Genomic DNA, 14284 nt, shown 5'->3' on the forward strand with positions numbered 1-14284 from the left:
ACCCAAGTAATCCTAATATTAAATCCAGTAAACCAAAACTAATACATAAAAAGTATGTAGCTCCCGTATTCCCCTAGCACTATTTCAACCTTTAAATTTTCTATTGTATGCACGAACCTCTAACTCTACTTTTTCCGGCATATATGAACCCGTAATTGTATAGACTAATAACAACTTATTATACAAAGGAGCTTAAATCCAATATGCCAAAAATTCATGCAGTCAGTACATACACTCCTCCACATCAAATCCCCCAAGAGAAGGCAGAAGAATTTATACAGCAACTTTTCGCTGGTAGAATGGAAAGACTTGAACGTTATTTAAAAGTATTTAAGAATGCAGAAATCCATAATCGACAGCTCGCTATGCCAATAGAGTGGTATAAAGAAGATCATTCTTTTTCAGAAAGAAATGATCTATATATTGAATTGGCAACAGATTATGGTGTTCGTGTAATTCAAGATTGCTTAGCTAAATCTTCTATTGATGTTAAAGATATTAATGCGATTATTTTTGTATCGACTACAGGGATTTCAACACCTAGTATCGAAGCACGATTAATGAACCAACTATCATTTTCTGAAGATGTCGTACGTATTCCTATATGGGGACTTGGCTGTGGTGGTGGTGCTTCAGGAATAAGTCGTGCGAATGATTATTGTTTAGCACACCCTGAAGCGTTGGTATTAGTCATCTGTCTTGAATTATGTAGCCTAACATTTCAACCAGAGGATTTAAATAAAAGCAACTTAATTGGAACCTCATTGTTCGGAGATGGTGTTGCTTGTGCTTTGGTATGCGGCGATCAAGTAAAATTATCTAGTGGAAAAACATTACCTTCTATTAAAAACACCGCTTCTAGACTACTATCAAATTCAGAAGATGTTATGGGATGGCGTGTTGAAGATAACGGCCTACACGTAATTTTTTCTAAAAGCATTCCTATTATTATTGAAAAATGGCTTACACCATTTGTTAAAACTTTCCTTCAGGAAAATGGACAATCATTACAAAATATCAGCCAATTCATCGCACATCCTGGAGGTAAAAAAGTGCTTACCGCATATGAAACAGCTTTGGAACTTCCAAAAGAATTATTAGCAGCAAGTTCTTTCATCTTACAACAGCATGGCAATATGTCCTCGCCTACAGTACTATTTGTTTTAAAACATGTTATGGAGCAGCAACCCGCAATTGGTGAACTTGGAATTATGGCTTCACTCGGTCCTGGATTTAGCGGTGAACTAGTCTTACTAGAATGGGAGTGATGAACATTTTATTTTTCATTGTGTTTGCAATCATCTGTCTTCAAAGAATCGTAGAGTTACGTATTGCTAAAGCAAATGAGCATTATATGAAAGAACGTGGAGCTATTGAATTCGGACAATCACATTACCCATTTATTGTCTTACTACATGTATCATTCTTGTGCAGTCTATTCATTGAACACTACGTAAAAAATGCATCTCTTAATCCATTATGGATTTTGTTACTTGGATTCTTTTTGTTACTACAAATCGGTAGAGTGTGGGCTATCAAGTCATTAGGGCATTTTTGGAATACGAAAATTATTGTGTTGCCGGATGCAAACTTAGTGAAGAAAGGGCCGTATAAATGGCTACCCCACCCCAATTATTTGATTGTCGCATTAGAGATTGCAGTTATCCCATTAATTTTCCAAGCATATTATACTGCGGTTCTATTTACTATTTTAAATATGGTTATGATGTTTGTGAGAATATCCGCAGAGGAAGCAGCATTGAAGAGTGTCTATAAAGATGGAGGAAACTTAGAAAATTCATCATTGTAATTTCCAAGAGGTTTTTTTGTATTTTCTGTCTGATTCAGAGTTGTAATTTGCAAACTTCCAGATACAATTCTAAAATCCGTTTTTTATTTTGCGGATAATATAGAAGGATATCGAGAATAACACCTTTCAAAAATTTGTGTTAATAATAATTAAATACCATAGAAAAGGTGTCTGCAAATGAACTGTAGACACCTTTTCTCTTAAATATTATTTTTTAAGTCTTTCTTCCCAAAAAGTAGCATTTTTAATACCAAGTTTCACAGGATCAAACTCTGGATCTTTACCAGCTTTTTTCTGTTGTTCATAATCCTTAAGTGCAATAAGCGTCGGTTTTACTAAGAACACTAGGGATATAACATTTACCCAAACCATTATACCAAGACCGATATCACCAAGCGTCCATGCAGATTCAGAAGTTTTTACTGCACCGAAATATGTTGCTAAAATAATTAATATTTGAACGAAACGAATTCCAATTTTTTGTTTTTTTCCATCAAAGATATAAGAAACATTTGTTTCAGCAATATAGTAATAAGCCATTGTTGTCGTAAATGCGAAGAAGAATAATGCAATGGCAACAAAAGCTGCTCCAAAACCACCGATTGGAAATGCTGCATCTACAGCTGCCTGTGTATAAGCTGTACCTGCATCAATACCCGGTATATTTTCTACTAAAAATTTACCTTTTCCATTATCTAATTGTACATTGTACATACCTGTAAACAAAATCATGAATGCTGTAGCTGTACATACTAGGAATGTATCTAAATAGACTGAAGCAGCTTGTACTAAACCTTGTTTTACAGGATGAGATACTTCTGCAGCTGCAGATGAGTGAGGACCTGTACCTTGACCTGCCTCATTTGCATATATACCACGTTTAACTCCCCATGCAATTGCTGCACCCAAAATACCACTAAAGATTTGCTCTGCACCAAATGCACTGCGGAAAATTAGGCCAAATATTGCAGGTACTTGATTAATATTAATAATAATAATAATAGCTGCAACTAAAATATATCCTATTGCCATAAAAGGTACGATGACAGATGCTGCGTTAGCAATACGTTTAACCCCACCAACAATAATTGTCCCTAAGACTAGACAAACAACTAAACCTGATACCCAGTGTGGAATATTAAATGCTGTTTTCATCGCATCAGCAATTGCATTTGATTGTACAGTCGGTTGAAGAACTGACATTGCGATTAATGCCGCAATGGCAAAAATCATTCCCAACCATCTTTTACCAGTAAAATGATGAATGTAGTACGCGGGACCACCTCTATATTGTCCATTCTTTTCTTCTTTATAAATTTGAGCAAGTGTTGACTCTACATACGCGGTTGCTGCACCAATGAAAGCTGTCACCCACATCCAGAATATAGCACCAGGACCCCCAAAAGCAATTGCTGTAGCTGTACCAGCAATATTACCTGTACCAATACGGCCAGATAGCGCCATCGACATGGCTTGGAATGAAGAAACGCCTGCATCAGATTTTTTACCATGGAAAATTTGACCGAACATGTCTTTTAAGAATCTAACTTGTACACCCTTTGTTAAGATAGTAAATACTAATCCAACTAGTAAAATCCCATAAATCATCCACGGTCCCCATAAAAAGTTGTAAACAGCATCAATTATGGTTTTCATCTTGTTGTCTCCCATCATGTTGAATTTTGACAAAATATAAGCATATGAATTTCGGAAGAATTTAAATATTCTTTCAAAATATTATTCGTCAATTATATATCATTGATATTTATTTTAAAATAAAACTCTTATATTATGCACCCATTGAAACCGTTTACAAACAAAATAGACATAAAATCGTCACAATATGTACTCCCCATGTGGACATTGTGACGTTTTTATCGTTTTTATATTATTAAAATAAATTAATTCCACTAATTCTTTACTAATCAAAAAACACGAACATTCTATAACTTATTTGAGTGAATGATAAGTTTTTTTATTCAGACGGACTCTTTCTACAGGTAAGTAACCACCCCTCACTCTTTCATACTAAACTCTTAATATATTACTTTCCTAGAGAACCTTCCGTCTTCATCTATCAGAAATACTCCCATAGGATATGGAGACAAACAGAGTTCAATCAAAAGTGATATGTTCGTATTTTTGATTGAAAATTAAATTATGAAATTGATTCAATGAGCTTTAAATAGACATTTCAATTGAATCTTTCATATTAAAAGTTCACAATTTCAATTTTTGTCCACTGGTAACAACATATTAGCAAGTAAATTCAGCCTATTTCATCGAATGTTAAGATGGAAAATTAAACAATATAATGAATAATAATGTTGTTTTTATTCACTTAACTTATTAAATAAGTTTTAAGGAACATACGTATCTACTACCTAAAAGACAAAAAGGTTATGATAAGCAACTTATCGCTTATCATAACCTTTTTGAACTTTTTCTTATTCTATATAATATATCCAATATTTCGTAATGCATTAAAGATAAAAGATTCCATATACTGATAAATATCATCACGCTCTGGTTCTTGGTAAAGATCGTGATAGCATACCTTCCATTCTTTATATTGCATTTCCGATATATTTTGTTGTACGAGCCATTTTTTGCTATGAGTTTGGGAAACGATTTTATCACTTCCCCCGTTCATTAACAATACAGGGATATCTGGAAACCCTTCTTGCATCGTTGAAACAGCCTTCATAAATTGATGAAGTTCTCGATACCAATTTACAGTAATGACGGAATTATAATAAAAATCATCTTTTTCTTCTTTATAAAAATCATAACTTCGTGTTAGTTGTTTTACTGTAACATCGTGGTGAATCTTCATATTCCCCGTCAACTTGCTTAATCCAGTAAGAGCATTCGATAATTTTGAAGGTTGATGAATCAAGTGCAACCATGGTGATGTCAAGATCATACCTGCACATTCGTATTTATATTTTTGTTCGATTTGAATTGCAAGGGTTGCACCGAGTCCATGGCCAATGATGAATATCGGTAAATTATAGTTTAAGGCTATTTGCATCATTTGGCGGATAAATTTCCCATAATCCCTGAAATCTTCATCATGTGCCTTTTTACCTCTGCTCTCTTCCCCATGCCCAGGTAAATCCCCTGTAATTACGTGCATTCCAGACATTCTTAATTTTTCGATTAACCAAGCATAACGACGATGATGCTCATATGCACTATGTATAAATACCACAACTGCTTTAGCCTGACCTTCTGCTTCCCATTTCCACATATTAATTCTCTCCTCATTCTTTCCTGTCTATATTTTAACGCATTATATGAATTTCTGTTCCAATTAACTCATTGGTTTGTTACGATAATATTATAATCTTAGCTTGAAATGAGGCGTATTTTCGATGATTTATCCATTTAAAGATAAAAAACCATCTATTGACCCATCTGTTTTTATTGGTGATAACGTTGTTATTACTGGTGATGTGACAATAGGTCCAGATTCGTCTATTTTTTATAATACCGTTATTCGTGGTGATGTTTCACCTACAATTATCGGTCGAAAAGTAAATGTTCAAGATTTATGTTGTTTACATCAAAGCCCTACTGCTCCACTTATTTTAGAAGATGAAGTAACGGTTGGTCATCAAGTTACTCTTCATAGCTGCCATGTTAAGAAAGGTGCACTAATCGGTATGGCTTCCATCGTTTTAGATGGTGCTGAAATTGGTGAAGGTGCATTTATCGGAGCTGGTAGCCTCGTAACACAAGGAAAGAAAATCCCACCAAACACACTTGCGTTTGGCCGACCTGCAAAGGTAGTTCGAGAACTAAATGAGGAAGATAAAAAAGAAATGGATCGTATTATCAATGAATATTATGAAAAAGGGCAATTTTATAAATCTGTTCAAAATAGTCCATTACCTCGATAATTTTTTATGATTAGGCTTTGCAAAAGTAAGGTAGATTGTTTGTAAACTATCTATTTATTTTATCCATCTGCTGACGCTATTTGAACAATCGTCCTTTGCTTTAAATTTAGGGCTCGGAATTTCCCATTCCGAGCCCTTTTTAAAAATAAGCTGATTTGATTCTTTTTGTGTTTTAACAATTACATACTTTATAAAACGGAGATGCTTATATGAAAAAGATTCATTATAGTTGGATTATTTTAGTTATAACATTCTTTTCCATTATTGTTGCAGGTATTATTCGATCCTCTTCTGGCGTTTTTATAGAGCCATTTGAAACTGAGTTTAGCTGGAGCCGACCAGCTATTTCATTTGCTTTTGCAATTGGTTTATTTTTATATGGATTTTCAGGTCCTTTTATGGCTGCATTTGTCGAAAGATTCGGACTAAAAAATGTCATGTTAGCATCTATGCTTTTTTTATCATTTGGGTTAGGCTTAACATTTGTGATGACTCAAGAATGGCAACTCGTTCTAATATGGGGAGTCATAATTGGAATTGGTTCTAGTCTTTTTTTAACTGTACTCAGTACACAAATAGCTAATCGATGGTTTGTAAAGCACCGTGGTTTAGCTGTGGGAATATTAACTGCTGCAACTGCAACTGGGCAGCTTATCTTACTACCTGTACTTGCTACATTAATAGAAAACTATAGTTGGCATCATGCAATTGGCTTAATCTTTGGATTGAGCATCATCATGCTAATTCTTATTTTCCTATTTATGAAGGATTTCCCTGAACAAATTGGTACAACTGCTCTCGGATTAACGGAACAAGAGCCACCTACATTTTCTAATAATAAGTCTATAGAAAACCCTTTTAAAATTGTCTGGGATTCATTAATTGAAGGATGCAAGAGTAAAGCTTTTTGGCTGTTAGCTGGTAGTTTTTTCATATGCGGCTTGTCTACTACAGGATTAATAGGAACTCACTTTGTTGGTTATTGTATGAGTTTTGGTATTCCAATGGTACTTGCTGCATCCATGCTTAGTTTTATGGGAATATTTGATTTAGTTGGTACAACTTTATCTGGTTGGCTAAGTGATAAAATCGATAATCGATGGTTATTATTTTTCTATTATGGACTTCGTGGATTATCTTTATTATTTTTGCCAGTTGCATTGAATAACGGTTCTATTACTCTACTTATAATTTTCTCAGTTTTTTATGGACTCGATTGGATTGCTACTGTGCCTCCTACGATTGGGCTTGCTAGACGAGAGTTTGGTATAAAAAAAAGTGCTATGATGTATGGCTGGATGGTAGCATTCCATCAGGTCGGTGCAGCAGTAGCAGCTTACGGCGGTGGCCTAATCTATAATATCTTTGACTCTTATACTTGGGCTTTTATGTTATCTGGAGCATTTTGCGCATTAGGTAGCTTATTCGTTATATTATTGAAGAAACATAATCCTAAAGATGATGTTATTAAGCCTTAAGAAAAAGATTGAACTAAAAATAAAAAGAGCTTTGTAAAATTTTCAACAAAGCTCTTTTTTCGTTAAATTATTATTCAAAACTTTATAGTACAAATCCGCTATAATATGAAGTGGAATCAGCTTCGCTTTCCCGCAGGAGTCTTCGCTGATTCCACTTCAACAAAAATTGCATCACAAATTTTATTATTAAAATTCATGTATTTTGACTTTGTCAGTGACTTCGTACTATCGCAATTTCTTTTGATTGTCTATCAAGTAAAAGATTTTTAATCAGCCTTAGACTCAGGGAAATCATCTTGTATTTCTTGAGATTCATCACCGAATTGAAGTCTTTCATTGTGTTTATCAGTAAAATTTTGTCTATCGCGAATTTCCTTTGACAGAGCAAATGAAGTATACATTACGAAAATAATCCCCAACCAATAATAACCCTTTTCAACTAATGGCCACTCAGTATTCCAAATACTAATCATGCCAATACCAAAAGACGCAATCGCCGATAACCAACAAAGACCTAAATACTCTTTCGAAACTTTTATATTCTCTTGTTTATCCCGTATTGTTTTCACAAGAGAAAAAGAAGAAAAAGTAATCCACCCTAACACAATAGTGTAAAATCCTCGTTCAACAAGCATCCAATCTGTGTTCCAAATAGCAATAAGAACAAAAGAAAAACCCGTTATAAAGGCTGCCCACGTTAAAAAGAAAAACTCATTTGATTTCAGGGATACCTTCCTTTCATTTTAGAATAATTACTGATTAATTTTAGATTAACACTTAAATTTCTATCAATCAACACAATAGTTTAATATAGCGTAAAATACCATAATATTACTAATCAAAGAATTTAGAGAGGGCAATAGCTATTTTTTAATTTGTAAACTATCTTATTAAACAATCGACCATATAAAAATAGAATGACTTAGGATAACCTAAAAAAACTGCTGCCAATTATTTTTGAAAAGCAGTTTTTTTATTAGAAATTAAGACAAACTAAAAAGGTCGTTTCACTATTAAAGTGAACGACCTTTTATACTTATTGATTTGTGATTAACCGACTAAGCTTTTACTGCAAATTTAGCTTTTAGAGCTTCTGCTTTATCAGTAATTTCCCACGGAACATTCAAATCTGTGCGGCCAAAATGTCCATAAGCAGCAGTTTGTTTGTAAATAGGGCGACGAAGATCAAGCATTTTAATAATACCTGCTGGACGTAAGTCGAAGAATTCACGAATCGCTTCTACTAAGTCACTTTCTTTTACAATACCTGTGCCGAATGTATCAACTGCGATGGATACAGGTTGGGCAACGCCAATAGCATATGCAAGTTGAACTTCTGCACGTTCTGCAAGACCTGCTGCCACGATATTCTTCGCTACATAACGAGCTGCATATGCACCAGAACGGTCAACTTTTGTAGCGTCTTTACCTGAGAATGCACCACCACCATGACGAGCATAACCACCGTAAGTATCAACGATAATCTTACGTCCTGTAAGGCCTGCATCACCTTTAGGTCCACCAATTACGAAACGACCTGTAGGATTAATGAAGTATTTAGTGCTTTCATCAAGTAATTCAGCTGGTACAACTTTTGCGATTACTTCTGCTTTTAAATCTTTTTGGATTTGTTCTAATGTTACTTCTTCATCATGTTGAGTTGAAATAACGATCGTATCTACACGTACTGGATGATTGTTTTCATCATACTCAATTGTTACTTGTGTTTTACCATCAGGACGTAAGTAATTTAATTGACCTGATTTACGAACTTCTGTTAAGCGGCGCGATAATTTGTGCGCAAGGCTAATTGGAAGTGGCATTAATTCAGGTGTTTCGTTGCAAGCGTAACCAAACATTAAACCTTGGTCCCCTGCACCAATCGCTTCAATATCTGCATCTGTCATAGAGCCTTCACGAGCTTCTAAAGCTTGGTCAACACCTTGTGCGATATCAGGTGATTGTTCGCCAATCGCAACAAGCACTGCTAAGTTCTCAGCATCAAAACCGTATTTACCACGAGTGTAGCCAATTTCTGAAACAGTATCACGAACGATTCCTTTAATATCTACATATGTAGAAGTTGTAATTTCACCTGCTACAAGTACTAGACCTGTTGTAACAGTTGTTTCACACGCTACTCGTGCATTCGGATCTTTTGCAATAATGGCATCTAAAATTGCATCTGAGATTTGGTCACAGATTTTATCCGGGTGTCCTTCTGTTACGCTTTCTGAAGTAAATAATCTTCTGTTTGTCATTTGGTTTCCTCCTATTATCAACGAGATCCTCTCGAAAAAAGATACGGTACTCATTACCCATGCCCGTTTAAACTATTAAGCTAAACGCCAAGCCAGCTAAAAAGCTGCTTTTTAACACGAGGATATAGAAAGTGCCATTACATAATATAAATAGAATTCTACAAATCACATATAATAATGAAACAAATTAGATTTGCTTCTATTTTTTGAAAAAAAAAACCTCTCACTCATCGTAAACCAATGAGGAAAGGGTATGTTTCGTAAGCACCTTTCACTCTTATCGTTCAAGGAATCATCCTTGCATCAGATTAGCACCAACGCATCACGTGAAAGGTAATGCAGGTTGCCGGGTTTCATAGGGCCTGACCCTCCACCAGCTCGGGATAAGAGTATCCGTTCTAATGCATATAGTAAGTGATATTGATTTGAAAGTCAAACTATTTTATATTCATATTAAAAAAAGATAAATTTTAAAAATTAATTAGCTATTAGTATAGACTATTAATTTGAATGTGTTATACTAATTCTCGAAATGAAAATTAAAAACCCACAATACGGGAATAATATAAAAAGGATGGTACGAACAAAGATGAATTCAATAGAAATTGCGAATGAACTGAAGGATTTATTACAAGGTCAAAATATTTTGGAACAACTTTCAGTCCCACAATTAGTGGAGAAAGCAACTTCACGTGGTGAAGCAATCTTAACAGTTGATGGCGCTGTTCGTGCAGTAACAGGTAAATATACAGGACGTTCTCCTAAAGATAAATATATGGTAGAAGAAGCTTCAACTCAAGATAAAATTGATTGGGGTAAAATTAACCAACCAATTTCTTCAGAAGTATTCGATTCATTATATAACAAAGTTGTTAACTATTTAAAACAAAAAGAAGAAGTTTTTGTTTTTAAAGGTTTTGCAGGCGCAGATCCTGAATCACGCTTAGCAATCCGAGTTGTCAATGAATACGCTTGGCATAACCTATTTGCTCATCAGCTATTCATCCGACCTACTGAAGAAGAACTTAATACATTCCATGATGCTGACTTCACAATCGTATCTGCTCCAACATTTAAAGCAGATCCTGAAGTTGATGGTACATCTTCAGAAACATTCATCATTGTATCAATAGAAAAACGAATCATCTTAATTGGTGGAACAGAATACGCTGGTGAAATGAAAAAATCTATCTTCGGTATCATGAACTACCTATTACCACAACAAGGCATTCTTCCAATGCACTGTTCAGCAAACGTTGGAGAAAAAGGTGACGTTGCCCTATTCTTCGGCTTATCAGGTACTGGTAAAACAACTTTATCTGCTGATGGTAATCGCAAACTAATCGGTGATGACGAACACGGTTGGTCAGATAACGGTGTATTTAACATTGAAGGTGGTTGCTACGCTAAAACAATCAACCTTTCCGCTGAAAAAGAACCAGAAATTTATAACGCAATTAATTTCGGTACAGTTTTAGAAAACGTAGTCGTAGATCCTGAAACTCGTATTCCTGATTACGATGATGTAACTTTAACACAAAACACTCGTGTTGCGTACCCAATCCAAAATATCGAAAATATTGTTGATCCATCTGTTGCAGGTCACCCAAAAACAGTTATTTTCTTAACAGCTGATGCTTTTGGTGTTTTACCTCCAATCAGTAAATTAACAAAAGAACAAGCAATGTATCACTTCTTATCAGGCTTTACTTCTAAAACTCCTGGTACAGAACGTGGTGTTGTAGAACCAGAACCAGTATTCTCTACTTGCTTTGGTGCTCCATTCTTCCCATTACACGCAACAGTTTATGCAGAAATGTTAGGTAAGAAAATTGACGAACACCAAGTAAATGTATTCTTAGTAAACACTGGATGGACTGGTGGTAGCTACGGTGAAGGTAGCCGTATGAAGCTTTCTTACACTCGTACAATGGTACGCGCTGCAATCGATGGCAAACTAAACGATGTATTCACTGAAAAAGATCCAATCTTCGGTTTTGCAATGCCAACTGCAGTTGAAGGTGTTCCAACAGAACTTTTAAATCCACGTAACGTATGGGCTGATAAAGAAGCTTATGACAAAAAAGCAACTAAATTAGCTGGTATGTTCCATGAAAACTTCAAAAAATTCGGTGTTGTTTCCGAAGATTTCACTAAAAAAGGTGCACCAATCGCTTAATTAGTTTTGAACCTATAAGTAATCCATAACGGACGGATAAACCCCGAGCAGTTGTAATCGAGCTGCTCGGGGTTTTAGTTTTATTATCTACATGATTTAGGGATATTGATGGAGCTTACTTGCGACTTAACGACGTTTACTTGCGACTTTTTAAATTGTATTTGCGTTCTCAGCATTTTAAGTCTTCTCTAAAAAAATCAATACTCCCCTTTTTCGCGTTTTTAATTTTTATCCATTACGTCATTTTCTGTCGCAGACAACGGAGAATATTATGATTTTGGTTTACACTTGTTTTTAAGCCATTTACTCTCGGTTCTCAAAGCATTTACATGTATTACTGAATTACATAAAACTCTTTAAGTCCTGAATCCACTGTCCTTTCTCACAAAAAATCCTCATCCCAAAAACCAAATAAAAAACACCACAGCTCAAGTTGCAGTGCTTATTTAATCCATATCATCAGGAAAAAATTCAACTTCACATTTCAATTGTTCAAACATCTCGACTATAGGCTCTGCTTCTTCCTTTGTTACTTGGTTGAAGTAAACTTCTTCTCCATAATTATGAATCTCAATACCTTCAGTAAGCTCTCTATCATGGAAAACAATAGAAAACCATTTTAATTTTCCATTTAAAGAAGCTTGATTTTGAAAATAGGCTCGATTGTTCTCATCTAACATGACACGCTGAATTTTGACAAGTCCTTCAATACGTGAAATAAAGCTAATTTTTTCTAATTCTTCAATCGCCTGTTCTTCTTCTTTCCAATTTTGGATTTGAACCTCTGAAAAAGGTTCAGTATAATTGGACCAAAGTTCTTGCCAATAAGGATAGCGCTGTGAAAAATCCAAGTCTTTGTCATTTAACTTTATATCAATCTTTGCTTTAATATACCCCAATTCATCACCCCTTTACAATTGTTGTAATTTCATCCACTGACAAGCACTATCTACAACTTTTCGATTAACATCGCTCGGAAAAAAATGCGTATAATCAGGATAGTACCAAGTCTCTACATGCTTATTTAAAACCTTCAAGCCGTTTTCCAAAAGCTGAGCATGTTTAAAACCTACATTGTCATCTAACATGCCATGGATGATTAATACAGGAGCTTTAATCTCATCAACACGAGATAGTGGTTGCCGTTCTTCGTAACCGATTGGATTTTTTTGCGGAGAACCACCTAGTACTCTCTTCATCATTCTACGCATATCGACTCGTTCTTCATACGTAAATTTAATATCTGAAACGCCACCCCATGTAACAATTGAAGTAATATCATTGCGCAATATTCCCGTCCATAGCGCCATAATACCACCTCTTGAAAATGCAAAAAGATGAATACGTTTATTTAGACAAAAATGTTTTAACACATCGACTGCATTGATCGCATCAAAACGGTCCTCCCCCCCAAATTCATCTCTTCCTTCACCACCGCGTACCCCTCTGTAGTATGGGGCAAAAACAATAAATCCATGGGAAGCAAGTTGTGCAATACGTGCAGGTCGCACCATCCCAACGCCTTGCATGCCACCACGCAAATATAGTATCCCTTCATAATTTGCTTTAGCAATTGGTGTAGCAAGTAAACCTTTAACACGTAAACCTTCTGACCAATAAGTAATTTCTGTTAATTTTATTTTTGGATTTGGGGAAGGATACTCTCTTAAATTGTAGATTTCACCATTTGTCTTCACGTTCACTCACCTTCTCTAAAATTTTTTTCATTCCTAAGTCTTTCATGTAAAAACTTAATCGATTGTTGGCTGTTAGTTCTTCTTCAGTCATTAATACAGCACCGTTTGTCTCCATGTTTAGGTGATTTTGATCAAAGTTTTGGACAGTTGCTGTATAAACGGCTTTCGTAAATGGGACATTTTCTTGAACCATGTATGTCGCAAGCCATTCTACATTGACAATTTTTGCACCTGTTTCTTCAAATACTTCCCTTACTGCAGCTTCTTCTAATGTCTCGCCATCTTCTACTTTTCCACCAGGAAATTCATAGCCACGTTCCGGATGCTCTGTTAGCAACCATTTTCCTTCATACTTTGCTAAAACAAGTACATGCTTTGGAATAATACTGAAAGCATTCTTTTTAAAAGATAATTCACAACCGTTACCATTCAAATCTGTATATGTAAACATACCTTCGCTCACTCCTTATCGTATTTAGTGTAACGAAGGCATCGTCATCAATCAACTGTAGTAAGGCATTTGTTCGATGAATTTTTTTGTATCTTTATCTCCATATTCATGAATAAGTGCATAGACCTTTTTTAAACGCTTATCCACTTCATTATTTTGCTGGTCAAAATGGTATGGAACTGCCGGAATTTGCGCTCTCACAATACTGTTGTTGTCCCAACTTTTCATTTGTTCAAAGAGCTGATCAAATACTTTTAACATTCCTGGATCTACATTTATATGAAATTCCCATGGAGCATGATACGGTGAAAAATTATAATACTTGTGCATCACTGAAATATATACATCTACATTTGACATGTACATTCTCCTTTTTTATTAGCTATGTTAATGAATACTGTTGATAGTATTATCTAAAGTACCAGCTCACTAAGCGCACAAACCGCATGAGTATTCTTGCGTTGTCTTAAGCGGAACTATCCTTTAAGCTTTATCTTGCCCGA

Annotated in this window: 13 protein-coding genes and 1 riboswitch; of the genes, 5 read left to right on the top strand and 8 right to left on the bottom strand. The window is 35.1% G+C overall.

The features are described 5' to 3' along the window. Positions 1-203 precede the first annotated feature (203 nt). On the top strand, positions 204-1268 hold the full coding sequence (locus Q8X41_RS07810; RefSeq protein WP_397539689.1) for a type III polyketide synthase: 1065 nt from the start codon (positions 204-206) through the stop codon (positions 1266-1268). Next, entirely contained in the window at positions 1268-1810 is a 543-nt protein-coding gene (locus Q8X41_RS07815; protein ID WP_397539690.1) for an isoprenylcysteine carboxyl methyltransferase family protein, read from the top strand. Before Q8X41_RS07810 ends, Q8X41_RS07815 begins: the two co-directional genes overlap by 1 nt. A gap of 207 nt (positions 1811-2017) precedes the next feature. On the opposite strand, the gene Q8X41_RS07820 is transcribed toward Q8X41_RS07815, so the two are convergent. Next, positions 2018-3466 (bottom strand): alanine/glycine:cation symporter family protein, encoded by a 1449-nt coding sequence (locus tag Q8X41_RS07820; protein WP_397539691.1) that lies wholly within the window; start codon positions 3464-3466, stop codon positions 2018-2020. 796 nt (positions 3467-4262) lie between these two features. Next, positions 4263-5063 carry an alpha/beta hydrolase gene (locus tag Q8X41_RS07825; RefSeq protein ID WP_397539692.1) on the bottom strand — a complete coding sequence of 267 codons (801 nt, stop codon included), beginning with the start codon at positions 5061-5063 and terminating at the stop codon, positions 4263-4265. Between the two features lie 124 nt (positions 5064-5187). On the opposite strand from Q8X41_RS07825, the gene Q8X41_RS07830 reads away from it, so the two are divergent. Continuing rightward, complete coding sequence (locus Q8X41_RS07830; RefSeq protein ID WP_397539693.1) at positions 5188-5715, top strand: gamma carbonic anhydrase family protein; 528 nt, start codon at positions 5188-5190, stop codon at positions 5713-5715. Between the two features lie 209 nt (positions 5716-5924). Then, the gene (locus Q8X41_RS07835) at positions 5925-7193 is read left to right on the top strand and encodes an MFS transporter (protein WP_397539694.1); all 1269 of its coding nucleotides are present in this window, start codon (positions 5925-5927) and stop codon (positions 7191-7193) included. Between the two features lie 266 nt (positions 7194-7459). Here Q8X41_RS07835 and Q8X41_RS07840 read toward each other — a convergent pair whose 3' ends face one another. Further along, positions 7460-7918: a YiaA/YiaB family inner membrane protein gene (locus Q8X41_RS07840; RefSeq protein ID WP_397540221.1), complete on the bottom strand. Its 459-nt coding sequence runs from the start codon at positions 7916-7918 to the stop codon at positions 7460-7462. 333 nt (positions 7919-8251) lie between these two features. Further along, a complete protein-coding gene (gene metK / locus Q8X41_RS07845; protein WP_397539695.1) occupies positions 8252-9454 on the bottom strand; it encodes a methionine adenosyltransferase in 1203 nt (400 codons plus the stop codon). 274 nt (positions 9455-9728) lie between these two features. Then, positions 9729-9844: riboswitch (SAM riboswitch) on the bottom strand. A gap of 199 nt (positions 9845-10043) precedes the next feature. On the opposite strand from metK, the gene pckA reads away from it, so the two are divergent. After that, positions 10044-11633, top strand: coding sequence for a phosphoenolpyruvate carboxykinase (ATP) (pckA, locus tag Q8X41_RS07850; RefSeq protein ID WP_397539696.1), 1590 nt, complete (start codon positions 10044-10046; stop codon positions 11631-11633). 446 nt (positions 11634-12079) lie between these two features. Here pckA and Q8X41_RS07855 read toward each other — a convergent pair whose 3' ends face one another. The 4 genes from Q8X41_RS07855 to Q8X41_RS07870 are packed head-to-tail and all read right to left on the bottom strand — an operon-like array spanning position 12080 to position 14141. Further along, entirely contained in the window at positions 12080-12532 is a 453-nt protein-coding gene (locus Q8X41_RS07855; RefSeq protein WP_397539697.1) for a hypothetical protein, read from the bottom strand. Between the two features lie 12 nt (positions 12533-12544). Then, the gene (locus tag Q8X41_RS07860) at positions 12545-13330 is read right to left on the bottom strand and encodes an alpha/beta hydrolase family protein (RefSeq protein WP_397539698.1); all 786 of its coding nucleotides are present in this window, start codon (positions 13328-13330) and stop codon (positions 12545-12547) included. Next, complete coding sequence (ytkD, locus tag Q8X41_RS07865) at positions 13314-13781, bottom strand: RNA deprotection pyrophosphohydrolase (protein WP_397539699.1); 468 nt, start codon at positions 13779-13781, stop codon at positions 13314-13316. The genes Q8X41_RS07860 and ytkD overlap by 17 nt, the downstream gene beginning before the upstream one ends. A 51-nt stretch (positions 13782-13832) precedes the next feature. Next, complete coding sequence (locus Q8X41_RS07870; protein WP_397539700.1) at positions 13833-14141, bottom strand: transposase; 309 nt, start codon at positions 14139-14141, stop codon at positions 13833-13835. Positions 14142-14284: the final 143 nt, after the last annotated feature.

Source organism: Rummeliibacillus pycnus (assembly GCF_044359855.1).
Classification (GTDB): domain Bacteria; phylum Bacillota; class Bacilli; order Bacillales_A; family Planococcaceae; genus Rummeliibacillus; species Rummeliibacillus pycnus_A.

Bases quoted from the DNA above. Each gene is read 5' to 3' on its own strand.
- Q8X41_RS07835 (WP_397539694.1), top strand. From the start codon at position 5,925: ATGAAAAAGATTCATTATAGTTGGATTATTTTAGTTATAACATTCTTT.
- Q8X41_RS07830 (WP_397539693.1), top strand. From the start codon at position 5,188: ATGATTTATCCATTTAAAGATAAAAAACCATCTATTGACCCATCTGTT.
- metK (WP_397539695.1), bottom strand. From the start codon at position 9,454: ATGACAAACAGAAGATTATTTACTTCAGAAAGCGTAACAGAAGGACAC.
- Q8X41_RS07820 (WP_397539691.1), bottom strand. From the start codon at position 3,466: ATGAAAACCATAATTGATGCTGTTTACAACTTTTTATGGGGACCGTGG.
- Q8X41_RS07810 (WP_397539689.1), top strand. From the start codon at position 204: ATGCCAAAAATTCATGCAGTCAGTACATACACTCCTCCACATCAAATC.
- Q8X41_RS07870 (WP_397539700.1), bottom strand. From the start codon at position 14,141: ATGTCAAATGTAGATGTATATATTTCAGTGATGCACAAGTATTATAAT.
- pckA (WP_397539696.1), top strand. From the start codon at position 10,044: ATGAATTCAATAGAAATTGCGAATGAACTGAAGGATTTATTACAAGGT.
- ytkD (WP_397539699.1), bottom strand. From the start codon at position 13,781: ATGTTTACATATACAGATTTGAATGGTAACGGTTGTGAATTATCTTTT.
- Q8X41_RS07815 (WP_397539690.1), top strand. From the start codon at position 1,268: ATGAACATTTTATTTTTCATTGTGTTTGCAATCATCTGTCTTCAAAGA.
- Q8X41_RS07825 (WP_397539692.1), bottom strand. From the start codon at position 5,063: ATGTGGAAATGGGAAGCAGAAGGTCAGGCTAAAGCAGTTGTGGTATTT.